This window comes from Streptomyces sp. Root1304 (genome assembly GCF_001426405.1).
Lineage (GTDB): Bacteria > Actinomycetota > Actinomycetes > Streptomycetales > Streptomycetaceae > Streptomyces.
Map to the genome: position 1 here is coordinate 1 of NZ_LMEP01000026.1, position 25,988 is coordinate 25,988.

The window sequence follows — 25,988 nt, forward strand, 5'->3', positions numbered from 1 at the left end:
CCGAGCAGCGCGTCGGGCTTGCGGCGCAGGAGGCCGGCGATGCCGTCCGCGATGAGCTCGCCGCCCGCCTTGGCGTCCTTGACGATGACAACTTCCACGCTGTGCCTGCCGATCTGGTGAGGGGCTGGTGAGGGAGCCATGTGGTATAGACCAATCAAAGGCAAATCTAGCAGAGGAGGGGCCTTCCCCTCATGCTGTTCCGCCTCCCGGACGCTCCGCCGCCTCCATCGTCGACCGCCCCACCCACCCCAGCCACTCGAACCCCACGGGCCCCGCCCGCCCCCGCCGGAGGCCTCACCCGGCCCCTCTTTCGCGGCGCCCTGTCGACCCCCGCACTCTCGCGGCCCCCCGCAGCCTCAGTCCCCCGTCGACTCCCTCCCGCAGGTCACGCCAGCGAGCCGCCCGTCGCGTCGATCCAGTGCCCCGTCACCCAGCGCGCGTCCTCGGAGGCCAGGAAGGCCACCACGTCCGCTATCTCCGCCGGGGTGCCGACCCCTCCGAGGGCCGACAGGGCCTCCGCCCCCTTCCAGGCCGCCTCGTCGCCCCGTAGCCAGCCCGCGTTGATGTCGGTGTCCACGATCCCCGGCGCCACCGCGTTGACCGTGATCCTCCGCGGTCCGAGCACCTTCGACAGGTGCCGGGTGAACACGTCCAGCGCACCCTTCGACATCGCGTACGCGATCGTCTCCGGCATCACCGCCGCCTTGCTCAGCCCGGTCGAGACGTTGATGATCCGGCCCCCGTCGCGCAGCCGGTCCGCGCCCAGCTGGGCCAGGAAGAACGGCGCCTTCGTGTTGACCGCGAAGATCCGGTCGTACTCCTCCTCGTCGATCGTCGCGAACGGCCGGCTCGCCCCGATCCCCGCGTTGTTCACGAGGATGTCCAGGCCGTCCGCGACCCCGTCGAACGCCGCCCAGAGCGCCGCCGCGTCCCCCGGCGTCCCCAGCTCCCTGTCGATCGCGAAGGCCTCGCCACCCGCCGCCTCGATCGCGGCCACGGTCTCCTTCGCCGCCGTCTCGTTGCTCCCGTAGTGCACCGCGACCCGCGCCCCCTCGCGGCCGAGCCGCTCGGCGATCCCCCGTCCGATGCCCCGGCTGCCACCCGTCACCAGGGCCGTCTTCCCTTCGAGCTTTCCTCCGAGCACGCCCATGGTGACGCCCCCCTCACTTCTGTAGCGGTCGTTATGAAAAGACCGTACCCCATTTCCGTAGCGGACGCTATAGAATTCACTCCATGGTGACGACACAGCGCGGCCGCCCCCGCTCCTTCGACCGGCCCACGGCCCTTGAGCAGGCCACCATGGCCTTCTGGGAGCACGGATACGAGACGACCTCCGTCTCCGACCTCACCCGCGCGATGGGCATCAGCGCGCCCAGCCTCTACGCCGCCTTCGGCGACAAGAAGACGCTGTTCGAGGAGGTCGTCGAGGTCTACGCCGGCTCGTACGGCGCGTACGGCGGCCGGGCCTTCGAGGAGGAGGGGACCGCCCGCGGCGCCATCGGCCGCATGCTGGGCGAGGCCGCGGGGCTCTTCACCGAGCCAGGCCACCCCCGCGGCTGTCTGATGATCTCCGCCGCGACCAACTGCTCGACCCCGGAGGTCGAGCAGTCCCTGAGAGCGCGCCGGAACGCCAACCTGGCGTCCTTCGAGGCCCGGATCCGGCGGGGGATGGAGGAGGGCGAACTGCCGGCGGACACCGACGCCCGTGGACTCGCGCGCTTCAGCGGCGCCGTGCTCCAGGGCATGTCCCAGCAGGCCCGCGACGGGGCGACGGCGCAGGAGCTGGCGGTGGTGGCCGAGACGGCGATGCGCGCCTGGCCGGCGGCGCCCCCCGCGCCGGCGGCACCCTCCGCGCCCGCGGAGGCCCCGGAAACACCCGCGGGCCGCGGCGCCTGACGGGACCCTCAGCCCGTCCGGCACCGCAGCCCGGAGTTGCGCCGGCCGGGGGTGTGCGGTCCCTCGGCCGTTGTGGGAGGTCTCGACGCAGTCAGGGCAGAGAGCGTCGGGTACCTCGTTCCATCCTCCTGTGCGGGGAGGATGGAGGCTCTGTTGCGTTCATTGTGGACTAGACCATTCTTGTCTGTCCATCCACAGGAACGCGGTCGTTCCTGGCCCATACTCCAACACGTAGCCCAGGAGATCCAGGTTCACCGCCCCTTTATTCCGCGGGTACGCTCGCACCGTGCCCTCCATGAACGACCTCGTGCGCCAGCACACCGCCCTGAGCGACTCGGACCTCGAGTGGCTCCACCTGCTGGTGTCCGAGTGGCAGCTGCTCTCCGACCTCTCCTTCGCGGACCTCGTCCTCTGGGTCCCGACCCTCGACGGCACGCGGTACGTGTCCGTCGCGCAGATGCGGCCCAACACCGGCCCCACCTCGTACCAGGACGACATGGTCGGCCACCTGGTGCCGCGCGGCCGGCGCCCGCTGCTCGACGCCGCCCTCGACGAGGGCCGGATCGTCCGCGAGGGCGACCCCGAGTGGCGCGAGGAGGTCCCCGTACGGGTCGAGTCCATCCCGGTGCGCCGGGAGGGCCGGGTCCTCGGCGTCATCGCGCGCAACACCAACCTGCTGACCGTCCGCACCCCCTCCCGGCTGGAGCTGACCTACCTCCAGTCGGCCTCCGACCTCGCCCAGATGATCGCCGCCGGAACGTTCCCCTTCCCCGGCGAGCAGGTCGACATGGACTCCTCGCCGCGCGCCGGCGACGGACTGGTCCGGCTCGACGCCGAGGGCATCGTCCAGTACGCCTCGCCCAACGCCCTCTCCGCGTACCACCGGCTCGGCCTCGCCGCCGACCTGGTCGGCCAGCACCTCGGCCAGATCACCGCCGAACTCGCCCCGTCCCGGGGACCGGTGGACGAGGCCCTGGTCACCCTCGCCTCGGGTTACGCGCCCCGCGAGTTCGAGGTCGAGGGCAACGGCGGGGTGATCCAGCTCCGGGCGATCCCGCTCAAGCCCAAGGGCACCCGGATCGGTTCGCTCGTCCTGCTGCGGGACGTCACCGAACTGCGCCGCCGCGAGCGTGAGTTGATCACGAAGGACGCCACCATCCGGGAGATCCACCACCGGGTGAAGAACAACCTCCAGACGGTGGCCGCCCTGTTGCGCCTCCAGGCCCGCCGGATGGACTCCGACCGGGGCCGCGAGGCCCTCAACGAGGCCGTGCGACGCGTCGGTTCGATCGCGATCGTCCATGAGACGCTGTCCCAGAATCTGGACGAGCGCGTCGAGTTCGACGAGATCGCCGACCGGGTGATCGCGATGGTCGCCGAGATCTCCCCGGGCCGGATCACCTGCCGGCGCAACGGCCGCTTCGGCATTCTCGACGCCGAGGTCGCGACCCCGCTCGCCATGGTCCTCACCGAGATCCTGCAGAACGCCCTGGAGCACGCCTTCGCTCCGGGTGACGAGGGGACCGTCGAGGTCACCGCCGTGCGCGGCGAACCCAGGGCCGACGCCCGGCTCCTGATCACCGTCCGGGACGACGGCCGCGGTCTGCCCGAGGGATTCGATCCGCAGCGCGCCGGAAATCTCGGCCTGCAGATCGTACGGACCCTGGTGGAAGGGGAGTTGGGCGGTTCCTTCGACATGCTGCCGGGCTCCGAACGCGGCACGAAGGTGGTCCTCGACATTCCCGTACAGCCGCTGAAGTAGCCGCACGGTGGCGAAGTAGCCGTACGTCAGCGGAAGTCGGAGAAGGCCTGAAGCCGGAGAAGACCCGAAGCCGGAGAAGACCCGAAGGCGAAACAGCAGCGAGCCCCGGACCGAGGAAATCGGTCCGGGGCTCGAATGCTGTGGGTTACTGCTGCGTGCTGCGGCTCGAGAGCGGTGATTGCGTACGCTGTGTACGCGCCGCGTGCCTCAGGCTGTGCAGGTGGCTCAGGCGCTGGCGTTACGCGCCCGGTTGCGAGCGGCACGGCGCTTCATCGCGCGGCGCTCGTCCTCGCTGAGGCCACCCCAGACGCCGGAGTCCTGGCCGGACTCGAGCGCCCACTGCAGGCACTGCTCCATGACGGGGCAGCGGCGGCAGACGGCCTTGGCTTCCTCGATCTGCAGCAGCGCAGGACCGGTGTTGCCGATGGGGAAGAACAGCTCGGGGTCTTCCTCACGACAAACGGCGTTGTGACGCCAGTCCATGGCTGCTACCTCTCTCAGTGTTACGTGCGAGTTGCTTGTGAATGTGAACGCTTTCACGAATCCCCCCGCAAGGGAAGGGCCGACTGCCAGGTGAACTGGTGTGGTCCTTGTTACTGAGGAGGGGTTCTGGCTCTCAGTGGAGGCCGGTGTTGCGGGCCGTCCCGATCGCCAAGAAGAGACTCCCAAACCCCAGCAACGGATACAACCCCTTCCGGAAAGTTTTTTTTGATTCCTCGGTGTCGGCTAGGTCACAGCCGTACTTCTAAGGGGTGGATGCGCGCCTAAACGTTCGAGTGAAAGGACTTTGGGCCCTTCCACTCACACAATCACACGCAGTGCACGGCGTACGCCTGTGAACGTCACGCTCGTACGCAGTCCCAGGTGGTCTCCGTCCATCTGGAGAGGGAGAGGGACCTTCGAATGCAAGGTGAAGTCGGTCAGGTCGTGCAGGGATACGGCGTGCTTGCCGCGCGGCCCGCGCTCGGGGGTCGAGGTGAGCAGCTGGGTGGCGTAACGGGCCACCGCCGGAGTGGACAGACGGCGCAGTCCGAGGACGTCGAGCGCGGTCTCGAAGGAGGCCTCCGGGGACGCGTACACCGGACGATTGCCCAGGTAGGTCCAGGGGGAGGTGTTGCAGATTATGGAGAGGACGAGGTCCTCGACCGGCTCGGCGCCGGGGCGTTCCAGGGTGATCGTTCCGTGCCGGCGGTTCGGTTCCTCCAGGAACTGACGCGCCACCTGGCGCAGATAGAGGGCGTGCGTCGAACGCTTCCCGCGTTCCCTCTGCTGTTCGACCCGGCCGATGACGCTCGCGTCGAAACCGAGGCCGGCGCAGAAGGTGAACCAGCGGGAGGGGACGGACTCGTCCTCCGTGCCCGGCGTTCCCGAGGCGAGCCCGAGGCTCACCGTGCGTGCCCGCCGCTCACGCAGCGCGTCGAGCAGGGCGCCGGTCGCCTCCACGGCGTCGTTCGGCAGTCCTAGGGCGCGGGCGAACACGTTCGTCGAGCCGCCGGGGACCACCGCGAGGCCGGGAAGCCGGTCGGGGTCGGGCCCGTCGTGCAGCAGTCCGTTGACGACCTCGTTCACCGTGCCGTCGCCGCCGAGGGCCACCACGAGGTCGATGTTGCCGGAGTCGGCGGCCCGTCTGCCCAGGTCACGCGCGTGTCCGCGGTACTCGGTGCTGACCGCCTCCAGCTTCATCTCGCTGGCGAGCGCGTGGATGAGGACGTCACGGGTGCGGGCACTGGTGGTGGTGGCTGCCGGATTGACCACGAGAAGTGCGCGCATGAGCGTCAGGGTACCTACCCGGCGGTACCGGGCCCAGTCCAGCCCGCTCCCTGGACGGCTCGCCCGGCTCCGGCCGTCCCGGCCCGCCCCCGCTACCCTGCCCTCTATGAGCAGTACGGAGCCCTTGAGCAGTACGGACCAGAACCCCGGCCCCCGCCCGGCCACCCGCCCCGTCCGCCTGACCGCGGCGGCCGTCGTGGCCGGTGTCGAGGCCCTCGGGCTCGTCATCGGTGGCGTGTACATGCTGGTGCACGCCCTGACCGGGACGTCCGGCGACCTCACCGGCGCCGTGACCGGAGCTGTGACCCTTGTCGCACTCGGCCTGATCCCGCTGGCCGCCGCCCGCGGCCTGTGGCTGTGCCGCTCGTGGAGCCGCGGCCCGGCCGTGATCACCCAGATCCTGGCCCTGCCGGTCGCCTGGCAGATGGTCCAGGCGAACAGCGTGATGATCCCGGCCGGCGCGGTCCTCGGCGTCCTGGCCGTCGCCGGGCTCGTCCTCCTGGTGAACCCGGCCACGACCGAGGCGCTCGGCATCCGGCGCCCCGGCCAGGAGGCCTGAGGAGGTCACTCCTCGACGAGGAGCTTCTCCCGCAGCTGCGCGAGGGTCCGCGCCAGCAGCCGGGACACGTGCATCTGCGAGATGCCGACCTCCTGCGCGATCTGCGACTGGGTCATGTTCCCGAAGAAGCGCAGCAGCAGGATGCGCTTCTCCCGGGGCGGCAGGTCCTCCAGGAGCGGCTTCAGCGACTCGCGGTACTCGACCCCCTCCAGGGCCTCGTCCTCCGCGCCGAGCGTGTCCGCGACCGCCGGCGACTCGTCGTCCGTGTCGGGGACGTCCAGGGAGAGCGTCGAGTAGGCGTTCGCCGACTCCAGCCCCTCCAGGACCTCCTCCTCCGAGATCCCGAGCCGCTCCGCCAGCTCGTGCACGGTCGGCGAGCGGCCGTGCTGCTGGGAGAGCTCCGCCGTGGCCGTGGTCAGCGAGAGCCGCAGCTCCTGGAGCCGGCGCGGCACCCGGACCGCCCACCCCTTGTCACGGAAGTGGCGCTTGATCTCACCGACGACCGTGGGCGTCGCGTACGTCGAGAACTCGACGCCGCGCTCCGGGTCGAACCGGTCCACCGACTTGATCAGGCCGATCGTCGCCACCTGGGTCAGGTCGTCCAGCGGCTCGCCGCGGTTGCGGAAGCGCCGGGCCAGGTGCTCCACCAGCGGCAGGTGCATCCGCACCAGCCGGTTGCGCAGCTCCGCCTTCTCCGGGGAGCCCTCGGGCAGCTCGCGCAGCGTGACGAAGAGGGCGCGGGCGCCGCTCCGGTCGTGCGGGTCCGGAACGGCGGGGACGTCCGCTTCCCCGTCGTCCTCCTCGCCCTCGTCCGCGTCCCCGGGCTTCCCCGCACCGGCGTCCGTCTCCGCGTCCGCGGCGGCCTCGGCCTCCGCCGGCCGCGACTCCTCGGGAGCCGCGGCGGAGCCCTCCGCACTCGCGGGGCCCCGGGGGGCCTCGGAGGCACCCGGTGCCTCGGGAACCTCGTGGTGCTGCTCGTGCTCGCTCATCTGGTCCGCCTGCTCCGTAGCGACCTCATACGGCCGCGCCTGCTGCTCAGGGATGCCGGCCGTCGCGTCCCCGCTCCTCACGCCGGGCCTGGCCCCGCGCCGCGCTGTTTGTACAGGCTGATCGAGACCGTACGGTCGTCGGCCACCGACGATTCCACCTTCCCGGCCAGTGCCGACAGCACCGTCCAGGCGAAGGTGTCCCGCTCGGGCGCCCGGCCGTCCGTGGTCGGGGCGGAGACGGTCACGTCGAGGGAGTCGTCGACCAGCCGGAAGACACAGCTGAGGACGGACCCCGGCACGGCCTGCTGGAGCAGGATGGCGCAGGCCTCGTCGACCGCGATCCGCAAGTCCTCGATCTCGTCGAGGGTGAAGTCCAAGCGCGCCGCGAGGCCGGCCGTGGCCGTACGCAGCACGGACAGATAGGCACCCGCAGCGGGCAGCCGGACTTCCACGAAGTCCTGGGTCCCGGGCTCGCCTGCGATCTGGGACACCCTCACCTCCAAGGTGGCACAAGCTCATTCGGGGCTCGGGGGAAAGGGTCCCCCGAACCGGGCGGTACGCAGGGACTGCGCAGTCCGCCGTGACGCTATCGCGATCGGTCCCGCCGTGTCGCCGTAGCCCCCGGCCGCCCCCGTCATCGGCCGTCACCCATGGTAGGCCCATGGGCGCGGACGGTGGGCAGGGGTCTGCGGAGGCCGGGAACGAGCGACCGGCGGAGGGGTGACGTACCCACCCGGGAGCCGGGCGAACCGTCGGACGGCCGAATCGCCGGACGGTCGTACGATCCGGCCGGACCGCGGCTCGCGGGCCCGTCAGACGATCGAGCCGTCCACGAAGCACCAGCGCCAGGCCTCGCCCGGCTCGAACGTCCGCATCACCGGATGCCCGGTCGTCGAGAAGTGCCCCGTCGCGTGCTGCCCCGCCGAGGAGTCGCAGCAGCCCACGTGCCCGCAGGCCAGGCAGAGCCGCAGCTGGACCGGATGCGTACCGTCCGCCAGGCACTCGGGGCAGGTGTCGGCCAGCGGCGCCGGTTCGGGGCGCGGCATTTCGGCTACGTGCGGGCACTCGCTCATGATGGCCAGGTTACGTTGCGGCACGGAGAGGGACGGGCAGACGGGCATGGACGCACTGCAGCTGGTGGCACTGGTGGCGGCGAGCGCCGCCGTCGCGGGGATCGCGCGCCGGACCCCGGTGCCCGCCCCGCTGCTGCTCGTCGCGTTCGGCCTCGTCGCCTCGTACGTCCCCGGGGTCCCCGACTACACCCTCGACCCGCACATCGTGCTGCCGCTGATCCTGCCCCCGCTCCTCTACACGGCGGCCGTCGAGTCCTCCTACCTCGACCTGCGGGCCAACATCAGGCCCGTCGCGCTGCTCTCCGTCGGGTACGTCCTCTTCGCCACCGTGGCCGTGGGCTGGCTCGCGTACGTCCTCGTCCCCGACCTGCCGCTGACCGCCGCCCTCGTGCTCGGCGCGGTCGTCGCCCCGCCGGACGCCGTCGCGGCCACCGCCATCGCGCGCAAGCTCGGCCTGCCGAACCGGATCACCACGATCCTCCAGGGCGAGTCCCTCGTGAACGACGCCACCGCCATCACCGCCTACAAGGTCGCCCTCGCGGCGGCCGTCGGCGCGGGCATCAGCTGGGCGGGCGGTTTCGGCGAGTTCGCGCTCGCGGCCCTCGGCGGCATCGGCGTCGGCCTGGTCCTCATGGTCCCGATCCACTGGCTGCGCCGGAGCCTCGGCGACTCCCTGCTCCAGAACACGCTCTCCCTGCTCATCCCCTTCGTTGCCTACGCGACCGCCGAGGAGGTCGGCGCCTCCGGAGTCCTCGCCGTCGTCGTGGTCGGCCTCTTCCTGGGCCACCGCGCCTGGCAGGTCGACTTCGCGACCCGGCTCCAGGAGGAGGCGGTCTGGAAGATGGTCGCCTTCGTCCTGGAGTCCGCCGTCTTCGCCCTGATCGGCCTCCAGCTGCCGTACGTCGTCCAGGGACTCGGCCGCTACGGCATGGGCGAGGCGGCCTGGTACGCGGTCGGCGTCTTCGTCGCCGTGGTCGTCGTCCGTTTCGTCTGGGTCTACCCGGCGACCTTCCTGCCCCGCTGGATGTCCTCGCGCATCCGGGAACGGGAGCCGGAGGTGGACTGGCGGGCGCCGCTCGTCGTCGGCTGGGCCGGCATGCGCGGGGTGGTCTCGCTGGCCATCGCCTTCTCGATCCCCGTCGTCACCGACGGCGTGGAGTTCCCGGCCCGCAACCTCGTCCTCTTCCTCACCTTCACCACCGTGATCGGCACGCTGGTGGTGCAGGGCCTGACCCTGCCGCCGCTGATCCGGCTCCTGAAGCTTCCGGGACGGGACCGGTACGCCGAGACGCTCGCCGAGGCGCAGGCGCAGAGCGAGGCCTCGCGGGCCGCCGAGGAACGCCTCGACGAGCTCCTCGCCGACGAGCGCAACGCCCTGCCGAAGCCCCTCGCCGACCGGCTGCGCACGGTCCTCGAACGGCGCCGCAACGCGGTCTGGGAGCGGCTGGGCGCGGTCAACGAGGTCACCGGCGAGACCGCGGACGACACCTACCGGCGGCTGTCGCGCGAGATGATCGACGCCGAGCGGGAGGTCTTCGTCCAGCTCCGGGACGCACGCCGGATCGACGACGAGATGATGCGGACGCTGCTGCGCAGGCTCGACCTCGAAGAGGCGGCGGCCTACCGCGAGGAGTCGGACGGCTGAGGGCCGGCGGGGCGGGTCGGCGGTGGCCGGCCCGGGGCGCCCGTCGGTGTCGCCGGGCCGCCCGGTGCGTCCGGCGTCGCGGCGGCCCCGTCCGGCGCGCCCATAGCCATGCCGGCCCCGTCCGGCGCGCCCGTCACCACCGCCACGAGCCGGGTGCCCGCCGGGTACGCGCCCTCCTCCGCGAGGGTCGTCAGGCCGTACAGCATTTTGGCCACATACAGCCGCTCGATGGCGAGTCCATGCCGCGCCTCGAAGTCGCGTGCGAACGCCTCCAGAACGGGGGACGTGCGCGCGTACCCCCCGCAGTGGAAACGCTCGTCCAGCGTCCAGTCGCCGCGCGGCCCGCCGAACGCCGCCTCCTGGAGGGCCCGGACCTCCCCGCCGAGGAAGCCGCCCTTGAGGACCGGGACGCCCAGCGCCCGCTGACCGGGGGAGAGCCCGGCCGCGAGGCCCGCGAGGGTGCCGCCGGTGCCGCAGGCGACGGCGACCGTGTCGGCCACCCCGGCGAGCTCCCGGCCCAGCTCCACACAGCCCCGGACCGCGAGCGCGTTGCTGCCGCCCTCCGGGACCACGTACGCGCCCGCGGGGGCCCGCTCCAGGAGCCGGGCGAGGGTCGCCGGATCGTTCTTCGCGCGGTACGTGGCCCGGTCCACGAACTCCAGCCGCATCCCGTCCGCCGCGCACCGCGCGAGGGACGCGTTGAGCGGGCGCCCGGCCAGCTCGTCGCCCCGGACGATCCCGACGGTCGGGAAACCGAGCAGACGCCCGGCGGCCGCGGTCGCCCGCAGGTGGTTGGAGTACGCGCCGCCGAAGGTCAGCACGGGACGCCCGGCGGCGGCACCCAGGTTGAGGGCGAGCTTGCGCCACTTGTTGCCCGGCAGGTCGGGATGGATCAGATCCTCGCGCTTGAGCAGCAGCGTGAGCCCGCGCCGGGCGAAGCGCTCGTCCTCCACCGGCTCCAGGGGTGAGGGGAGCCGGGGCCGAAGACGGGAGAGGTCGAACGCGTTCACCCGGCCATTGTCCGCGCCCGGAGCACGGCCGGGGTCCGGGCCCCGCACACGGCCGGCCGCAGCGGCGCCCGTGCGCGGGCCGGCGGGGCCGTACCCCGGAGCCGTGTCCCCGCCCACGCGCGCTCAGCGCAGGATGTCCGCGATCCGTTCCCGCATCGAGGCCATCGTGAAGCCGCGCGGGTCCACCTTCCCCGGCTGCCACTCCCGGTGTCCGATCACCGAGCGGTGCGTCCAGCCGTGCACCCGGCACAGCGCGGCCGCCGCCTTCGCGATGGCCTCCAGCTGGACCTTCGGCCACGGGTCCTCGCCGTCCCCGAGGTTCTCGCACTCGAAGCCGTAGAAGTGGCGGTTGCCGTCGGTCGTGGCCTCGTCGTCCGGCGGCAGGCCCCGCTCGGCGATGACCGCCCGGAGCACCTCGTCGTCGCCGAGCCCCGCGTGGTTGGCGCGGCCGTAGCCGACGAGGTGGACCGTGCCGTCCTTGGCGATCACGCCGTGGCAGAGCGGTCCCGGCAGGGACGCGTAGCCGTCCCGGCAGATCCGGACGGTGTTCGCGGTGCCGCGGGTCACGGTGTGGTGGATCATCACGCCGTGCACGGGACCCCAGGGGCCCTTGTGGTTGCGGTTGTGGGTGGACCATTCGCCGACCTGGACGACCGCGAGGCCCTCGTCGCGCAGCGCGTCGAGGAACCTGCTCGCGGACATGGGTGAGGACATGACCGACTCCCTTCGGAGGACGGGGTGAGCTTCCGGAGTACCGGAGTCCGCCACTCCGCTGCCATCCGTTCGTACGGTGTGCGAGCTGATCCGGACATCGGCCGATGGGACGGGTGGGGCTCCGCTGTTCGGATGGAAATCACGTGACATGCCCCGAAGATCGTCGAACAGTCCCACTCGAATGTGTAATGGCGCCGACACGCTCCGTGCTGAAAGGCTCTCTCTCGTCACTCAGCTTTTTTACGAGGTCATACGAGAGGGAGTTCCATGTCCGTTGGTTCGGTTGGCGACGAGGTCCGCGCGGAGCAGCAGGCGCCGCAGCAGAGTCTCGGCACCGCCGCCGCGCGGAACCTCGCCACGACCACCAAGTCGGCGCCGCAGATGCAGGAGATCACCTCGCGGTGGCTGCTGCGGGCGCTGCCGTGGGTCCAGGTGCAGGGCGGTACGTACCGGGTGAACCGGAGGCTCAGCTACTCCGTGGGTGACGGCCGGGTCACCTTCGTCCAGACCGGAGAGCGCGTCGCGGTCATCCCCGCCGAACTCGGCGAGCTCCCCGCCCTGCGCGGCTACGAGGACGAGGAGGCGCTGAACGAGCTGGCGTCCCGCTGCCGCCAGCGGGAGTACGCGGCGGGTGAGGTGATCGCCGTCGCGGGCGAGCCGACCGACCGCGTCCACCTCCTCGCGCACGGCAGGGTCGAGCAGATCGGCGAGGGACCGTACGGCGACGAGGCCGTGCTCGGCGTGCTCGCCGACGGCGCGTACTTCGGTGACGACGCCCTCGTCGACGCGGACGCCGCCTGGGAGTGGACCGCCCGCGCCGCCACCGCCTGTACGGTCCTGGAGCTCACCCGGGACGACGTACGGAACCTCGCGGAGCGCGCCGGCTCGCTCGCCGCGCACCTCGCGACGGTGGCCGCCCTGCCGGACCAGCGCACCAATACCTACGGCGAGGCCGCCATCGACCTCTCCGCCGGCCACGTCGGCGAGGCCGTCGTCCCGCACACGTACGTCGACTACGACGCCTCGCCCCGCGAGTACGAGCTGAGCGTCGCCCAGACCGTGCTGAAGGTGCACAGCCGCGTCGCCGACCTCTACAACCAGCCGATGAACCAGACCGAGCAGCAGTTGCGGCTCACGGTCGAGGCGCTCCGCGAGCGCCAGGAGTACGAGCTGGTCAACCACAAGGAGTTCGGCCTCCTCGCCAACTGCGACTACGGGCAGCGGATCCAGCCCCACGACGGCGCCCCCAGCCCCGACGACATGGACGAGCTGCTCTCCCGGCGTCGGGGCTCCAAGCTCTTCCTGGCGCACCCGCGCGCCATCGCCGCCTTCGGCCGCGAGCTCAACAAGCGCGGTCTGGTGCCCGAGACGATCGACATCGACGGCAACCGCATCCCGACCTGGCGCGGTGTGCCGATCTACCCGTGCAACAAGATCCCGGTGTCGGACGCCCGCACCACCTCGATCATCTGCATGCGTACCGGCGAGGCCGACCAGGGCGTGATCGGTCTGCACCAGACCGGCCTGCCCGACGAGATCGAGCCCAGCCTCTCCGTCCGCTTCATGGGCATCGACGAGCAGGCGATCATCTCCTACCTGGTCACGGCCTACTACTCGGCGGCGGTCCTCGTCCCGGACGCGCTCGGTGTCCTGGAGAACGTCGAGGTCAGCCGCTGGCGCTGAGCCGACGACGCCCGGGGGCGGGGGCCGAACCCTCCCCGCCCCCGGGTGTTCCCGGCTCGTCGCCGCGCAGCAGCACGGAGGATACGAAGGAAGTGACCGTGACCATGGCCAGCGCGGATGCCGTCACCGACGGTCAGGGGGCCGTGCGGCTCCTGGACCGGACGCGCACCGCTGTCAATCCCCAATTGCGCTCGACCGTCGAGACCCTGCCCGGGTCCATGCGGCGGGTCGCGATGTACCACTTCGGCTGGGAGCACGCCGACGGCACCCCGGCCGCGGAGCAGCCGGGCAAGGCGATCCGCCCCGCCCTCGTCCTCGCGGCGGCGCGGGCGCTCGGCGCCGAGGAGGCCCAGGCGGTGAAGGCCGCCGCCGCCGTCGAACTCGCGCACAACTTCACCCTGCTCCACGACGACATCGTCGACGAGGACGTGACCCGGCGGCACCGGCCCACCGCCTGGACCGTCTTCGGCATCCCCGACGCGCTGATCGCCGGTGACGCGATGAGCGCGCTCGCGCTCCGCCTGCTCGCCGAGGACCCGCACCCGGCCTCGGCGGCCGCCTCCGCACGCCTGGCGGCCTGCGTCATCGAGCTGTGCGCCGGGCAGCAGGCGGACTGCGCGCTCGAACGGCGCGATCCCCGCGAGGTCACGCTCGACGAGTGCCTGGCCATGGCCACCGCGAAGACCGGGGCGCTGCTCGGCGCCTCCTGCGCCATCGGCGCGCTCTACGCGGGGGCGGGGGACGAGGAGGTCGCGGCGCTGGACGCCTTCGGCCGGGAGGCGGGCCTCGCCTTCCAGCTGATCGACGACCTCATCGGGATCTGGGGCGACCCGGACCGGACCGGCAAGCCGGCCGGAGCCGATCTGGTCGCCCACAAGAAGTCCCTCCCCGTGGTGGCGGCGCTGACCTCGGGGACCCGGGCGGGCGAGGAGCTGGCCGAGATCTACGCCCGTCCGGCCCTGGACGCCGCGGCGGTACGGGCGGCGGCGGACGCGGTCGAGCGGGCCGGCGGGCGCGACTGGGCGCAGGCGCAGGCCGCCGAGCGGATGGGCCGAGCGGTCGAGTACCTGGCGCAGGCGGTCCCGGACCCGGCCGCGGCGGGGGACCTGCTGGCCCTGGCGGAGTTCGTCACGCGCCGCACGCGCTGATCCCGGTCGCGGTGGGTCACCCCTCGGGGACGATCCGGGTGACCACCGTCTCGATGAGCTCGTCCAGGTCCCGGTCGCCGTGGAGGTCCGGGACGGTGAAGTGGTCGAGCAGCAGTCCGGTGAGGGCGAAGTAGAGCAGCCGGACGGTGTCGGCGTCCCCGGGCATCCCGGCGGCGACGTGCCCCCGGATGTTCTCGTCCAGGTCGGAGCGGAGCACCCTGGTGAGCTGGGTGCGGAGCTCGGGACGGCGTACCGCTTCCAGGCGGAGTTCGAACAGCCCGAGGTAGCAGGTGCGCTCGGCCGCCATGCGCCGGGCGATCCAGCGCATCAGCTCCACCAGCAGCTCGCGGCTGGGCGCCGGGGCGAAGGCCGCCTCGACGGACTCCGGCGCCGGGGTCAGCCGTACGAAGATCCGGTCACCGACCTGGGAGAGCACCTGGTCCCGGTCGCGGAAGTAGTTGGACGAGGTGCCCGTGGGGACCCCCGCCCGGGCGTCGACCGCCCGGAAGGTCAGCCCGCGGGCACCTTCGTCGGCCAGGACCTCGATCGCGGCGTCGAGCAGGGCCGTACGGCGTTCCGGGTTCTTCGCCACGTCGGGCTCCTTCGACAGAGAAATAGCTCTTGCGTAACCACTACAGGTGAAGCACTATAGCTGTCGTGGTTGCGAACGCAGCCGCTTCCCCAGGACCAAGAGGACCGGTTTGCGCAAGCTCACGTACTACATCGCCTGCTCCATCGACGGCTTCATCGGTGACCCCGAGGGCGACGCCTCCTCCATGTTCAAGTACTCGACCGGCGCGTACATGGACGCCATGAACGCCGAGTACCCCGACGCCGTCCCGACGCACGTGCGGGAGATCTTCGGCATCGATGCCGAGAACAAGCACTTCGACACCCTGATCCAGGGGATGCGGTCGTACAAGATCGCCCTGGACATCGGCGTCACCAGCCCCTACAACCACCTGCGCGAGTTCGTCGCCACCCGCTCGCTGGCCGCATCGCCCCACCCCAACGTGGAGCTGATCGCCGACGACCTCGTCGGTCGCGTCCGCGAACTCAAGGCCGAGGACGGCCCCCTGGGCATCTACCTCTGCGGCGGCTCGACCATCGCCGGTGAGCTCATCGAGGAGATCGACGAGCTGATCATCAAGACCTACCCGCAGGTCTACGGCGCCGGAATGCCGATGTTCGGTGCCGGCTTCGAGCCCCGCGACTTCGAGCTCGGCGCGGTGCGCGCCTTCGACAACGGCGTGCTCGTCCGTACGTACACCAGGCAGCGGTAGCGGCGACGAGCGCCGCCGCGCGGGGCGTCCTACCCTGGACACATGGGTGACGAGGCGCCCCGCACGACACGGGATCCCCGGGCCGAGTTCAACTGCCCGGCCTGTGGTCGTCGGCGGACCACGATGGCCACCCGGCACAAGGTCCTCGGGGCCTGGGTGCCGGAGTGGGAGGTCCAGCCCTGCCGCAACCCCGACTGCCCGCTCCACGAGCCCGTGGACGGCGACGCCGAGGCGGGCGCGGAAGCCGCGAGCACGCAGGTGACCGGCACAAACGGCGAGATCGGGAGAAGTCCGGCCGCAGGGTGACCGGACGCGCGCCGGAGCCGGTCATACCGCTACAGTCCGCGCATGTCATCGGAGTCGACGGAAGTCTGGACCGGCTGGTACCGGGACCGCAGCGGCGCGGAAGCGCTGGTCATCACAGCCGATGGGCGGCACGTCACCGCCCGCATCAGGGGTATCGAGTACAAGGGTGAGGGCTTCGCCGCGCTCAGCGCGGACGGCGAGGGCGGGCAGCCCCTCACCGGCTGCGTCCTGGAGTGGGACCTGCCGCTCCCCGTCGTCGTGGACGGCGCCTCCCAACAGGCCACGCTGAGCTGTCTGCTGACGCTCGGCGAGCGCGCGGACCTCAGTCTGACGCTGCACTACGGCGGGGCGGCCTTCGAAGCGTGCGTCGCCGGGGGTGACTTCGACGGGGCGCTCGACCGGGTCCGCCGCCAGCTCCCGCCCGGCGCGGACTTCGGCCGCCGCCTGCTCCAGCCGGCCTGAGAAGCACGGGACGGCGGCGCCCCCTCGAACGCGCAGAGGGAGGGGGCGCCGCCGTCGTCGTACGTGGGGGGCTGGAAAGGGGCCATGATCAGCCCATGTACGGGAGAAGGGCCGGGAACGAGCCCTGGTGCGGGGCGAGTCCGGACTCGGGCCCGGACTCGGGGGCCCGGACCCGGTTCCCGGGGTCAGCCCTTGAAGGCGGAGGCGAGGCCGTAGCGCCACAGCTGGTCGACGCGGGAGCGCTCCTGCGCGTTCGGCTGGGCGTTCTGGCAGGACGTGCCGGGGCCGCCACCCGACATCAGCTCGCTGCACGGACCGCTGTAGTGGTCCGGCAGCCCGAGGACGTGCCCGGTCTCGTGGGCGGTCACACGGGTCGAGTTGTACTGCTGGTTCTGCCGGTAGTCGAGGAAGATGTAGCCGCCACCGTGACCGTCGGTGCTCGCGTACGAGCCACGGGAGTCGTTGCCCTCGTAGTACGCGAAGTCGGGGTTGCTGCCCTCGACGAGGCGGACGTTCGCCACCGAGCTGTTCCATATCTGCGCCGAGCGGGAGATCTGGGTGCGGAAGGTCGGCGCGTTGGCGGCGCTGTAGACGACGGTGACGGCGGTCGCGCCGGGAACGGCGGCACGCTTCTTCGCCACCGACTTCATGACGGCGTCGAAGAAGGCCTGGTTGGCCTTGGCCTCCTCGGCCGAACCGGCGTACGCCACGGTGGCGTTGCCCGCGTGGACGGTGCTCACGGCCGCCGCCGGGGCCGTACCGACGGAGGCGGCGAGACCGATACCGAGGGCGGCGGTCAGTACGGAGGTGAGGACCTTGGGGTGACGCATGGGGGGCTCCTCCTGTTGGGGTCGGAGTGAGTCTCGGGGGAGCCGGGCCGTGCGCGGATGATGTCAACCGCCGATAGTCCCACCGCATCACCACCCGCCCGAGCCTCCGCGGCCATCCCCGACGACCCCGGTAGGACCTCTCTCGATCGCCATCAACTGCCTTGGAATGAAAGGTGATTGAACGGTTCCGGGCGTCTGGTGCGAGTCAGGGAGCCGTCCTACCCTCGGGGCATGGAGCTGGAGGTGAGACACCTGCGCGCGCTCTGCGCCATCGCGGACACGGGCAGCCTGCACAAGGCGGCCCGCCAACTGGGCATGACACAGCCTTCGTTGACCACCCAACTGCGGCGCATCGAGAACTCCCTGGGCGCCGAACTCTTCTCCCGGGGCCGCACCGGCTGCCGCCCCACCCCGCTCGGCCACTCCCTGCTCAGCCGGGCCCGCCCCCTCGTCGCCGACATGGCCGCGCTCGTCACCGAGACCCGGGCCGCCGCCGCCCGCGCCGACGGCCCGGGGCTCCGCGTCGGCTCCACCGCGAGCCGGGCGCTCCCCGGCTGGCTGCGCGGACTCCGCCAACGCCTGCCCGGCACCGACGTCGGCCTCCGGATGGACGTCTCCGCCAACGCGCTCCTGCGCACGGTCGCCGCCGGCCAGCTCGACGTGGCCTTCGTGCACGAGGTCGAGGGCAGCCCCTTAAGAGTCCCGGACGGCCTCAGGGGACGGGTCCTGGTCGCTCGCGAACCGCAGTTCATCTCCATGGCCCGCGACCACCCGGCCGCCGCCCGGCCGGTGGTCGACCTCGCCGACCTGGCGGACGACCACTGGATGGTCGACCCGACCGTGGACGGCGAATGGGACGGCCTCCGCAGGGTCCTGGGCGCGGCGGGCATCGACCCGCCCCTGCTGCACGCCGACTACCACACGGCCGCCTCGCTCGTCGTCCTCGGCGAGGCCGTCGCCCCGTGCCAGCCCACGTCGGGCCCGCGCGACGACATGGCGATCCGCCCCCTGCGCGGCGACCCGCTGGCGGTCCGGCTGCTGCTGTACGCGCGCCCGGGAGCGCCGCTGGACCTCCTGTACGCGGAACTCGCGGCGGCGTACCGGGAAGTGGCGCTGCGCGCGGCCCCGTACCGTGAGTGGCTCCGCCGCGAGGGCGTGACGGGGGCGGGGGCGGGTGCGTGGGTGGGGCCGGGTCTGATGACGGTGTGACGGGGGGCGGGCGGGGGTCTGACGCCGGGTCTGACGCCGGGTCTGATGACGGTGTGACGGGGGCGGGCGGAGGTCTGACGCCGGGCATGATGACCGTATGAGCGACGTACACGAGGACGGACCGGCCCCCGCCCGCGCGGGGGCCGTGGTCCGGCACGCGGACCCGGAGGACCTGGCGCGGGTCGTGGAACTCATCGCCGAGCACGCGGCGTACGAGAAGTCGGCGCCCCCGGCGCCCGGTCTGGCGGACCGCCTGACCGGGCTGCTCTTCGGCCCCGGCACCGGGCGCCTCCGCTGCCTGGTGGCCACGCTCCCCGACGGGGCGGTGGTGGGGTACGCGACGTGCGCGCCGGAGATCTCCACCTGGGACGGCACGGAGTACCTCCACATGGACTGCCTCTACCTCACGGAGACCGCACGCGGCCACGGCCTGGGCCCGCTCCTGATGAAGGCGGTACGCGAGGAGGCGATCCGCCTCGGCCTCGCGGAGATCCAGTGGCAGACGCCGTCCTGGAACGAGAACGCGATCCGCTTCTACGACCGGCTGGGGGCGACGTCGAGGGAGAAGCGCCGGTACAGCCTCGGGGTGGGGGAGCGGTAGGGGCCGGGGGCCTCGGGGCGTGAGTCGAGGGCGGCTGGAGGCGCTTCGACGCGACGGGGGACCCCGGATCAGGAACGCGCGGCTTCCGGGGCGCCGCACAGTTCGCGTACTCCGTGACGACCCTTCTGGCCGCGTGCCCGCAAGGCCCTCGTCAGCGCGGAGGCGGCAACTGGGCTCCACCGTGGTGCGGATGGGGAGGAACCAGTCCGCTCGGGCGAATGTCGGCCAGTCTCGTGTGCGTGCTCATCGTTCCCGGGCCGGAGCCCGTACGGCCGCAGTACCGTGGGGCCGCGTGGGTGGTGTGCCCGCGTGACCGACTCCCGTTCATGGCCGTCCGTGCGTTCCTGCCCGCCGCCCACCCTCCGGAGTTGCCGACGTGACCGATCTTTCCGCCGCCCACGACGCCGCCGTCACCGACCGGGTCCGCCTGGCGGGCAGTGCCTACAACGGAGACCGGGATCTGGCCGCCCGGCAGTCGCTCTACCAATGGCAGACGCCCCGGCACGACCTTCCCGGGCTCGTCGCCGAGCGGCTGGTGGGCGTACGCGGGCGCGTCGTCGACATCGGTTGCGGCAACGGCACGTTCATCCAGCGGCTCCGGCAGGACCGTCCCGACCTGGGGCTGCTCGGTCTCGACGTTTCTCCCGGCATCCTCCTCGGCGTCCCCGGGCCGGTCGCCGTGGCGGATGCCACGTGCCTGCCGCTGGCGACGGGGAGCGTCGACGCCGCTCTCGCGCTCCACATGCTCTATCACGTGCCCGACATCCCCCGGGCGGTCGGGGAACTGGCCCGGGTCGTGGCCCGGGACGGGCTGGTGGTCGTCTCCACCAACAGCGACCGCGACAAGGCCGAGCTCGACGACCTCTGGCAGCGCGCCGCCGGCGACGTCCTCGGCGTCGACCGGGGCCCGGCTCGCATCTCCCTCGGCGCCCGCTTCTCCCTGGAGAACGCTCCGGGCCTGCTCGGCGAGGAGTTCGGCCGGGTGGAGGTCGTCGAACTGCCGGGGACCATCACCGTCCGCGACCCCGAACCCGTCATCGCCCACATGGCCTCGTACAGCGCCTGGGCGGACCAGCACGACGCCCCCTTCGACGCGACCGTCGCCCGCGCCCGCACCCTCGTCGCCGACCACATCGCCCGCCACGGCAGCTACGAGATCACCTGCCGCAGCGGCATCCTTGTTTGCCGCCGCTGAGCCGGTCCCGGAACGGCGGCCGGGGACCGACGAGCAGACGCCGTGCCTCCCTGACGATCGCCCGTGCCAGGGGTTCCCGGCCGCGTCGGGTCTCAGCCGTGGTGTACGGCGTGGGCGCGGTGACGTCGATGCCCGGCCCGCCCTCGGTGACGTACGACCGGAAGCCGACCGTCGTGCGGGCGAGTGACGAGGCCGCTCGCGCGGCCGGTGAACTCGTGCTGGACGTGGTCGGCGAGGCCGTTCCCGTACAGGATGATGTCGGCCTGCGGGACGGACATGACGGAGTGGCAGAACCCCCTGTGCTCCACGTCGAAGAGCACGCCCTTCACGGGCGGTGGGCTTCGGACCCGCGACCGTGCGGGTCAGTTGCCCCGGCCTGGGGCAGGCCTTCTTCGTCTTCTAGCAATGGGCCGGGTCGGTGATCTGCGGACTGGTCGGACGCTCCCTTTCTCCGGCGAGTACGAGAGGGGTGAGCGGGCTCACTTTCGCGGCTGCGTATCGGATTCGAAGGCTGTCCCGTCGTACTGGTGTGTACAGCCGTTTCGCCGTCCAAGGAGCTGAGAAGTGACGCCTGACCCCGATCTGTCTTCCGCGCTCGACGAGCTGCCGCAGCCTCTGCTTGCGGCGGCCCAGGCCGCGCGCCGTGAGTTCCTGGTCGCCCTGGAGCCGTTGCGGGGTGAGCTGTTCCGGTACTGCCGTCATCTGACCAGCAGCGTGTGGGATGCGGAGGACCTGGCACAGGAGACGCTCGCCCGAGCCCTCACGCGCGCGGCGCAGTCTCACCAGCCGGTCCAGCGCCCGATGGCGTGGCTGGTACGGATCGCGACGAATGCCTACCTCGACCAGGTCCGCCGTCCTGCCCCGCTTCTCGTCGAGCCCTCCGAGCGTGCGGCGCCTGCCGGCACCGATCCCGCCGAGGTGAGGGACGCGCTCGCGGAGGTGGCCACCCTGCTGGCGCCGCAGGAACGTGCCGCTGTCGTTCTCAAGGACGTGTTCGACCTGCCGTTGAAGGAGATCGCCGCCATGCTGCGCACCACCGAGGGGGCGGTCAAGGCCGCGCTGCACCGTGGCCGCGGACGGCTCACCGACCCCGATCGGTCCACCGCGCTCGCCCGGCGGACGGCTCCCGACCGTGACACCCTCGATGCCCTCGCGGCGGCGTTCACCGCGTACGACCTGGACGGGCTGACCAAACTGTTCGTCGAGGACGCGGTCAGTGACGTCATCGGGATGGCCCACGAAGTCGGGCGGGACCAGATCGCCGCCGGCTCGCTGCACCACACCCTGTATCTGGAAACCTCCGTGCGGTGGCGCGCCGAGGTTCGGGAGCTGGACGGCGACCCGTTGGTCCTGATGTGGGCCGCCCCGACCGACGGCGGCGGACCCGAGGCGGTCGAGGACGTCCTCCGAGCGGAGACGTCCGACGGCGGCATCACGCACCTGCGCTGGTACTACTTCTGCCCGGATGTCCTGGCCGAGGTCGGTGACCGGCTGGGCGTCCCGTACCGAACCCATGGCCACAGTCTGTAGACCCGCTGGTTCACGTGGTCCCCCCTCGGGGTGCGCGACGACGTGGCTGCGCTTGAAGCGGCTCCGGCGCGGACGAGGGCGACGAGGTGGGATGGGTTCACGGTCAGTCAGAGGGCTGTACCGCAGCGGCGAAGTAGTGATTCAGAGTGTCATGGCTGTCCGGAGTGAACAGGTTCTCCTTCATCGACCTGAGGAGCTCGGACTCCGACAGCCAGCCGTGCCACATCACTTCGTCCGGGTCAGGACACAGGTTGTCGGACAGGACAGCCTCGTGAACGGCAAGCCAGTGGGGGCTGAGCCCGCTGCGGTTCAGGAACTTCACGATGAAGCGGACCGGCGCTCGAACGCCCAGTTCCTCGGCCAGTTCGCGCGATGCGGCTTCCTCATAGGACTCGCCCGCAGCAACGGCACCGCCCGACGCCACCTCGTAGTGTCCCGGGAACCGATCGACGTGCTCAGAGCGACGGTGCACGAGGATCCGGCCTTCCCGGTCCCGGCACACCGTCACGGCGATCCGATGCAACCAGCGATGGCGAATGGCCTCGCCCCGGCCGACCACCGCCACGACCTGGTCCTGCTCGTCAACACGCTCGACTCTCTCGTCCATGAGTTCCACAGACGGCTGCCGACGCGCTGCCACAGAGGCGGATGCCTGCTGTCGATCGAGCTTCTCCATGACTCGGTCGCGGAGAAGGTCGTACTCCTCACGGAGCCTGCGCCACTCGGTCACGGGCGGGCGGGGAATGACGATGCCTTCAGTGACAGTCTCCTCCGGCCCGAACTGCTCGCGGGTGAGATCGACCTCAATGCCCATCCCCAGGCGGTTCCACCAGTGGTAGTCCACACGCTCTCCGTTGACGTGGACCTCCCCGCGGATCAGTTCGCCTCCCAGCAGGTCATTGAGCACCATGGCGGTCACCCCGCACTGGTCCCGAGCCGGGTTGTCCTCGGTCCAGCGCGATCGGAACTCAGGTGTGCACGTCTCGGCACTCCAGCTACTGCGGACGGCTTGTTCGATGTCGGAAAGAAGCAACGGCGTCATGCCCGTCATCCTGCCTGCGAGCACTGACAACGGCCTTGTAGTTCTCGCCGAAGAGAGGTGGTGCCGCCGGGAGCGGCTTCGATGGGCGTTGCCGTTCCGTCGAGGATGGTGCCGAGCATCCGAGCTTGTAAGAGCGGGGATCGGTCAGACCCTGCGCTGCGCCGACGGCGAGGTCCGCCAGGTGCGGGAGACCTGGCCGGCCCGGCAGTCGTTCTGCCAACGGCAGACGCCTCGGTACGACCTGTTGGGCCTCGTTTCCGAGCGGCTGGGCGACGTACGCGGGCGCGTCATCGACATCGGATGCCGCAACGGCAAGCATGCGCCTGGAAGGGTGCGATCGGCACCGCCGGCATGGTGGCGCCTACCCGAGGGTGGCGGCAGCGGTCTTGTAGTCGGCGGCCTGGGTCGGGGTGAGGTAGTGGCTGACGCGGATGAGTGCGGTGCCGCTGACGAAGTCGTACTCGGCGAGCACGGGCATGCCCTTGGTGACGTTCTGGATGTAGTCGGCACGGGCCTGGGCGTCGGCCGTGGTCGTGAAGACCTCGATCGCTCCGCCGAGCCCGACGCTGCCGGGCTCCGCGTCGGCGACGTCGTCGACCTTGATGCGGGCGTCCGTGAACGTGACCTTGCTGGTGTACTGGTGGGGACGGCCGAGGAGATGGTTCGGGTCGTTGTCCTCGGTGACAACGCCCGAGAGCTTGGCGGACGCGACCTTGTCGGAAAGGGCCTTGAAGGCGTCGCCGGCCGTGAGCTCCTTCGCTGTCGGCTCGGTCGGGACGCCGGCGGTTGCAGTGGTGGCGTTCTTCGGCTGGTCGTTCTTCTGATCGCTCCCCGACCCGCATGCCGTCGTGGCCGCGAGGACGATGACGAGGGCGGCAGCGGACAGGACGGGCTTACGCATGATGGCTCCGAAGTGTGGCGGGTTCGGGTGTGTTGATCGGATCGCCGAACTATTGCACTGCGATGTTGTGATGCGTGCGGATACCGGAAGATCAGCCGTGTCACCTGCCCGGCCGGGCAGGTGACGGTGGGGCAACCGCGGAGGAGCGCGGAAGCTGGAATGCAGCGGACCGCGGTCCCCTACTCGTTCATGATCAGCCCGTCCGGTGAGTTCGGTATCCAGGGAGATGAATGGGCACCCCTCCACGCGACCATCGAGGGCTGGGTGGAGTCGCTCGCCCTGGCTCACCACGCCTCCAAGTGGGCGGAACGAATCACCAAGCTCGTCGGTGATGACGTCGATGGCATCGACCTGAACGGCTGTGCGCCGGTGCACGAGGTGAGAGGTCTGGCCGACACCTGGTGGAGAGGGTCCGACTCGCTGACAGCCCTCTACGGCGGGGAGGCCGCGGCGCTCGACTTCCCCAGGGGCCGCATCGCGGTGATCTACTCCGGCCTTGATGATTGGGGACTGCGAGGAGGCGTGGACGACGACGGCTGACCTTGTCGTTCAGCCTCGTTCCGGCCGGGGCGGATCTGGAGCAGGCGGTGCCGAGCGGCTTCAGCCCGGGAGGGCCGGCCCGCCGAGGACCTCCAGGTCCCGGCGTGCGGTCTTCGTGTCCGCCCGTGCCCCGGAAAAAGACCGCACCCGGACCGTCACGGACGCCGTGTTCGGCGGCCTGCGGGCCGGGTGCGGGCAGTTGAGCGGCGCGACCCGCGAAGACGCAGGTCAGGTCGCCCAGAGGGAGATCAGGCCTTCTTGGTCTCCCAGAAGATGCGGTCGATCTCGGCGATGAGTTCCAGCGCCTTCTCGCCCGTCTTCGGGTCCGTCGACGCCTTCGCGGCCGAGAGGGCCTTCAGGGTGTCGTTGACCAGCTGGTTGAGCTCGGGGTACTTCTCGAAGTGCGGGGCCTTGAAGTAGTCGCTCCAGAGCACCGACACGTGGTGCTTCGCGAGCTCCGCGCGCTGCTCCTTGATGACCGTGGCGCGGGCGCGGAAGTGCGCGTCCTCGTTCGCCTGGTACTTCTCCTGGACAGCCTTGACCGACTCGGCCTCGATGCGGGCCTGGGCCGGGTCGTACACGCCGCACGGGAGGTCGCAGTGGGCGCTGACCTTCACCTTGGGGGCAAACAGGCGGGAGAGCATTGAGCCGTCCTTCCTCGTGATCGTCTTCTCAGGTGGGACATTACTCGGTGAGAAGGGCGTTTTCGCGGGCGCCCCCTGGGGCTTAGGTCAAAAGTCCAGGGTCACCATGGGACTCGTGTACGAGTGGACGAGCCGACGCGGAGTGGAGCGAGAGGTGCCGGATGACGGGATCGGGGCGTGAGCGGGTGGCGGAGGCCGGGGCTCCGTTCGGGATCGCCGAGGTGACGGGGGTGTCGATGGTGCCGACGCTGCTCCACGGCGATCAGCTGCTCGTGCGGTACGGCGGGCGGCTGCGGCCCGGCTGCGTGGCCGTGCTGCGGCATCCGCTGCAGCAGGATCTGCTCATCGTGAAGCGGCTGATCGAGCGACGCGACGGGGGCTGGTGGGTGCTCGGGGACAACCCGGACGCCGAGGGGGACAGCCGTGTCTTCGGCGCCGTACCGCCCGAGCTGGTGCTCGGGCGGGTGCGGGCGCGCTACCGGCCGCCGACGCCGGGGCTTCAGCGCTCCTGGGGAGTGACGCTCTCCTGGCTGTTCGCGGCGGTCAGGCCCGTGGGGTCCGGCCGCTCGGCCTCCTGGCGCTTGCGGGCGCGGTAGGCGGCCACGTTCGCGCGGGTCGCGCAGCGGTCCGAGCAGTAGCGGCGGGAGCGGTTGGTGGAGGTGTCGAGGTAGGCGTTGCGGCAGGGCGGGGCCTGGCAGAGGCCCAGCCGGTCGGCGCCGAACTCCGTCAGGTGGAAGGCGAGCCCCATCGCCGCGATGGCCGCGTAGCCCGCGGTCGCGTTCGAGGGGTGGTCGGCGAGGTGCATGTGCCACCGGGGGCGGCCGTCCTCGTCGAGGGTGTCGTGCCCGGAGATCTGGGGGCTGACGGGGAACTCCAGGAGGAGTGAGTTCAGCAGGTCCACGGCGCCCGTGTGGTCGCCCTCGTCGGCCGCGGTGAAGACCGCCCGCAGCCGGGTGCGTACCGCGCGGAAACGGGTCACGTCGGAGTCGGTGGCCCGGCGCGCCATCTGGGTGGCGGGGCCGAAGAGTTCGCGGATCACCTCGACGGAGGTCAGGGCGTCCTTGTTGCGGGCCGGCTCCTCGGTGTTGACCAGACGCACGGCGTAATCCGAGTAATAGGCCAGTTCCACTTGTAGTCCTTACTCCGGCGGGCTAGTGTCTCGGTCGGAAGGGGTAACGGCTGTTTCCCCTTTGAGG

29 protein-coding genes and 2 pseudogenes are annotated in these 25,988 nt (G+C 71.4%); 15 read left to right on the forward strand and 16 right to left on the reverse strand.

All coding sequences use genetic code 11. The features are described from left to right. Together ASD33_RS35250 and ASD33_RS29250 are read right to left on the reverse strand one after the other, a co-directional pair. A pseudogene (locus tag ASD33_RS35250) lies at nucleotides 1-98 on the reverse strand (glucosamine-6-phosphate deaminase); the annotation flags it as partial. A 287-nt stretch (nucleotides 99-385) separates the two neighbouring features. Beyond that, the gene (locus ASD33_RS29250) at nucleotides 386-1,150 is read right to left on the reverse strand and encodes an SDR family oxidoreductase (protein WP_056567207.1); all 765 of its coding nucleotides are present in this window, start codon (nucleotides 1,148-1,150) and stop codon (nucleotides 386-388) included. Nucleotides 1,151-1,233: 83 nt separating this feature from the next. On the opposite strand from ASD33_RS29250, the gene ASD33_RS29255 reads away from it, so the two are divergent. Next, complete coding sequence (locus ASD33_RS29255) at nucleotides 1,234-1,896, forward strand: TetR/AcrR family transcriptional regulator (RefSeq protein WP_056567209.1); 663 nt, start codon at nucleotides 1,234-1,236, stop codon at nucleotides 1,894-1,896. 295 nt (nucleotides 1,897-2,191) lie between these two features. Next, complete coding sequence (locus ASD33_RS29260; protein ID WP_056567212.1) at nucleotides 2,192-3,658, forward strand: PAS domain-containing sensor histidine kinase; 1,467 nt, start codon at nucleotides 2,192-2,194, stop codon at nucleotides 3,656-3,658. A gap of 225 nt (nucleotides 3,659-3,883) precedes the next feature. Here ASD33_RS29260 and ASD33_RS29265 read toward each other — a convergent pair whose 3' ends face one another. Together ASD33_RS29265 and ASD33_RS29270 are read right to left on the reverse strand one after the other, a co-directional pair. Next, on the reverse strand, nucleotides 3,884-4,141 hold the full coding sequence (locus ASD33_RS29265) for a WhiB family transcriptional regulator (protein ID WP_003953983.1): 258 nt from the start codon (nucleotides 4,139-4,141) through the stop codon (nucleotides 3,884-3,886). Nucleotides 4,142-4,459: 318 nt separating this feature from the next. Then, a complete protein-coding gene (locus ASD33_RS29270) occupies nucleotides 4,460-5,428 on the reverse strand; it encodes a diacylglycerol kinase family protein (RefSeq protein ID WP_056567221.1) in 969 nt (322 codons plus the stop codon). A gap of 106 nt (nucleotides 5,429-5,534) precedes the next feature. Between ASD33_RS29270 and ASD33_RS29275 the strand changes: the two genes are divergently transcribed. Then, nucleotides 5,535-5,987: a hypothetical protein gene (locus ASD33_RS29275; RefSeq protein ID WP_056567224.1), complete on the forward strand. Its 453-nt coding sequence runs from the start codon at nucleotides 5,535-5,537 to the stop codon at nucleotides 5,985-5,987. 5 nt (nucleotides 5,988-5,992) lie between these two features. Here ASD33_RS29275 and ASD33_RS29280 read toward each other — a convergent pair whose 3' ends face one another. From ASD33_RS29280 to ASD33_RS29290, 3 genes are all read right to left on the reverse strand, one after another. Continuing rightward, complete coding sequence (locus ASD33_RS29280; RefSeq protein ID WP_079045108.1) at nucleotides 5,993-7,165, reverse strand: RNA polymerase sigma factor SigF; 1,173 nt, start codon at nucleotides 7,163-7,165, stop codon at nucleotides 5,993-5,995. Beyond that, on the reverse strand, nucleotides 7,054-7,467 hold the full coding sequence (locus ASD33_RS29285; protein WP_019889334.1) for an anti-sigma regulatory factor: 414 nt from the start codon (nucleotides 7,465-7,467) through the stop codon (nucleotides 7,054-7,056). Before ASD33_RS29285 ends, ASD33_RS29280 begins: the two co-directional genes overlap by 112 nt. 321 nt (nucleotides 7,468-7,788) lie before the next feature. Then, nucleotides 7,789-8,049: a UBP-type zinc finger domain-containing protein gene (locus tag ASD33_RS29290; RefSeq protein ID WP_056567228.1), complete on the reverse strand. Its 261-nt coding sequence runs from the start codon at nucleotides 8,047-8,049 to the stop codon at nucleotides 7,789-7,791. Nucleotides 8,050-8,095: 46 nt separating this feature from the next. On the opposite strand from ASD33_RS29290, the gene ASD33_RS29295 reads away from it, so the two are divergent. Beyond that, the gene (locus ASD33_RS29295) at nucleotides 8,096-9,694 is read left to right on the forward strand and encodes a Na+/H+ antiporter (protein ID WP_056567231.1); all 1,599 of its coding nucleotides are present in this window, start codon (nucleotides 8,096-8,098) and stop codon (nucleotides 9,692-9,694) included. Here ASD33_RS29295 and ASD33_RS29300 read toward each other — a convergent pair. Both ASD33_RS29300 and ASD33_RS29305 read right to left on the reverse strand, forming a co-directional pair. Next, entirely contained in the window at nucleotides 9,670-10,704 is a 1,035-nt protein-coding gene (locus tag ASD33_RS29300) for a pyridoxal-phosphate dependent enzyme (protein WP_056567234.1), read from the reverse strand. The two genes, ASD33_RS29295 and ASD33_RS29300, sit on opposite strands and share 25 nt — an antisense overlap. Nucleotides 10,705-10,827: 123 nt before the next feature. After that, nucleotides 10,828-11,418: an N-acetylmuramoyl-L-alanine amidase gene (locus tag ASD33_RS29305; protein WP_056567237.1), complete on the reverse strand. Its 591-nt coding sequence runs from the start codon at nucleotides 11,416-11,418 to the stop codon at nucleotides 10,828-10,830. Nucleotides 11,419-11,685: 267 nt separating this feature from the next. Between ASD33_RS29305 and ASD33_RS29310 the strand changes: the two genes are divergently transcribed. Then, on the forward strand, nucleotides 11,686-13,101 hold the full coding sequence (locus ASD33_RS29310; protein ID WP_056567240.1) for a family 2B encapsulin nanocompartment shell protein: 1,416 nt from the start codon (nucleotides 11,686-11,688) through the stop codon (nucleotides 13,099-13,101). Between the two features lie 104 nt (nucleotides 13,102-13,205). Then, the gene (locus ASD33_RS29315; protein WP_199863616.1) at nucleotides 13,206-14,249 is read left to right on the forward strand and encodes a family 2 encapsulin nanocompartment cargo protein polyprenyl transferase; all 1,044 of its coding nucleotides are present in this window, start codon (nucleotides 13,206-13,208) and stop codon (nucleotides 14,247-14,249) included. A gap of 16 nt (nucleotides 14,250-14,265) precedes the next feature. Here ASD33_RS29315 and ASD33_RS29320 read toward each other — a convergent pair whose 3' ends face one another. After that, the gene (locus ASD33_RS29320) at nucleotides 14,266-14,841 is read right to left on the reverse strand and encodes a TetR/AcrR family transcriptional regulator (RefSeq protein ID WP_056567243.1); all 576 of its coding nucleotides are present in this window, start codon (nucleotides 14,839-14,841) and stop codon (nucleotides 14,266-14,268) included. A gap of 109 nt (nucleotides 14,842-14,950) precedes the next feature. On the opposite strand from ASD33_RS29320, the gene ASD33_RS29325 reads away from it, so the two are divergent. Genes ASD33_RS29325 through ASD33_RS29335 form a run of 3 tightly spaced genes read left to right on the forward strand, consistent with a single transcriptional unit; the run spans nucleotide 14,951 to nucleotide 16,300 of the window. Then, nucleotides 14,951-15,532 carry a dihydrofolate reductase family protein gene (locus ASD33_RS29325; RefSeq protein ID WP_056567245.1) on the forward strand — a complete coding sequence of 194 codons (582 nt, stop codon included), beginning with the start codon at nucleotides 14,951-14,953 and terminating at the stop codon, nucleotides 15,530-15,532. 42 nt (nucleotides 15,533-15,574) lie between these two features. Beyond that, nucleotides 15,575-15,838 (forward strand): hypothetical protein, encoded by a 264-nt coding sequence (locus ASD33_RS29330; protein ID WP_056567248.1) that lies wholly within the window; start codon nucleotides 15,575-15,577, stop codon nucleotides 15,836-15,838. Nucleotides 15,839-15,880: 42 nt separating this feature from the next. Continuing rightward, complete coding sequence (locus ASD33_RS29335) at nucleotides 15,881-16,300, forward strand: DUF6304 family protein (RefSeq protein ID WP_056567251.1); 420 nt, start codon at nucleotides 15,881-15,883, stop codon at nucleotides 16,298-16,300. Nucleotides 16,301-16,485: 185 nt separating this feature from the next. On the opposite strand, the gene snpA is transcribed toward ASD33_RS29335, so the two are convergent. Continuing rightward, nucleotides 16,486-17,130, reverse strand: a complete 645-nt coding sequence (gene snpA / locus ASD33_RS29340; protein ID WP_056567255.1) for a snapalysin — start codon at nucleotides 17,128-17,130, stop codon at nucleotides 16,486-16,488. A gap of 231 nt (nucleotides 17,131-17,361) precedes the next feature. Here snpA and ASD33_RS29345 point away from each other — a divergent pair, with 231 nt between their 5' ends. From ASD33_RS29345 to ASD33_RS29365, 4 genes are all read left to right on the forward strand, one after another. Continuing rightward, on the forward strand, nucleotides 17,362-18,339 hold the full coding sequence (locus ASD33_RS29345; RefSeq protein WP_056567257.1) for a LysR family transcriptional regulator: 978 nt from the start codon (nucleotides 17,362-17,364) through the stop codon (nucleotides 18,337-18,339). A 97-nt stretch (nucleotides 18,340-18,436) separates the two neighbouring features. Continuing rightward, a complete protein-coding gene (locus ASD33_RS29350) occupies nucleotides 18,437-18,940 on the forward strand; it encodes a GNAT family N-acetyltransferase (RefSeq protein WP_056567260.1) in 504 nt (167 codons plus the stop codon). A 376-nt stretch (nucleotides 18,941-19,316) separates the two neighbouring features. Then, entirely contained in the window at nucleotides 19,317-20,135 is an 819-nt protein-coding gene (locus tag ASD33_RS29355) for a class I SAM-dependent methyltransferase (RefSeq protein ID WP_056567263.1), read from the forward strand. A 564-nt stretch (nucleotides 20,136-20,699) separates the two neighbouring features. Further along, nucleotides 20,700-21,665, forward strand: a complete 966-nt coding sequence (locus tag ASD33_RS29365) for a sigma-70 family RNA polymerase sigma factor (RefSeq protein ID WP_056567269.1) — start codon at nucleotides 20,700-20,702, stop codon at nucleotides 21,663-21,665. A gap of 103 nt (nucleotides 21,666-21,768) precedes the next feature. Here the strand turns inward: ASD33_RS29365 and ASD33_RS29370 are convergent, their stop codons facing one another. The 3 genes and pseudogenes from ASD33_RS29370 to ASD33_RS29380 all read right to left on the reverse strand — a co-directional run bounded on the left by ASD33_RS29370 (nucleotide 21,769) and on the right by ASD33_RS29380 (nucleotide 23,608). Beyond that, on the reverse strand, nucleotides 21,769-22,272 hold the full coding sequence (locus ASD33_RS29370) for an NUDIX domain-containing protein (RefSeq protein WP_056568076.1): 504 nt from the start codon (nucleotides 22,270-22,272) through the stop codon (nucleotides 21,769-21,771). A gap of 45 nt (nucleotides 22,273-22,317) precedes the next feature. After that, nucleotides 22,318-22,707 (reverse strand): annotated as a pseudogene (locus ASD33_RS29375) (hypothetical protein); the annotation flags it as partial. 361 nt (nucleotides 22,708-23,068) lie between these two features. Continuing rightward, nucleotides 23,069-23,608, reverse strand: a complete 540-nt coding sequence (locus tag ASD33_RS29380) for a hypothetical protein (protein WP_056567272.1) — start codon at nucleotides 23,606-23,608, stop codon at nucleotides 23,069-23,071. Between the two features lie 159 nt (nucleotides 23,609-23,767). Between ASD33_RS29380 and ASD33_RS29385 the strand changes: the two genes are divergently transcribed. Beyond that, the gene (locus tag ASD33_RS29385) at nucleotides 23,768-24,148 is read left to right on the forward strand and encodes a hypothetical protein (protein WP_242426917.1); all 381 of its coding nucleotides are present in this window, start codon (nucleotides 23,768-23,770) and stop codon (nucleotides 24,146-24,148) included. A gap of 248 nt (nucleotides 24,149-24,396) precedes the next feature. Here the strand turns inward: ASD33_RS29385 and sodN are convergent, their stop codons facing one another. After that, a complete protein-coding gene (gene sodN / locus ASD33_RS29390) occupies nucleotides 24,397-24,792 on the reverse strand; it encodes a superoxide dismutase, Ni (protein ID WP_030320908.1) in 396 nt (131 codons plus the stop codon). A gap of 161 nt (nucleotides 24,793-24,953) precedes the next feature. On the opposite strand from sodN, the gene sodX reads away from it, so the two are divergent. Next, a complete protein-coding gene (gene sodX / locus ASD33_RS29395; RefSeq protein ID WP_079045088.1) occupies nucleotides 24,954-25,388 on the forward strand; it encodes a nickel-type superoxide dismutase maturation protease in 435 nt (144 codons plus the stop codon). Here sodX and ASD33_RS29400 read toward each other — a convergent pair. Next, entirely contained in the window at nucleotides 25,292-25,921 is a 630-nt protein-coding gene (locus ASD33_RS29400) for a CGNR zinc finger domain-containing protein (RefSeq protein WP_056567277.1), read from the reverse strand. The two genes, sodX and ASD33_RS29400, sit on opposite strands and share 97 nt — an antisense overlap. Nucleotides 25,922-25,988 lie beyond the last annotated feature (67 nt).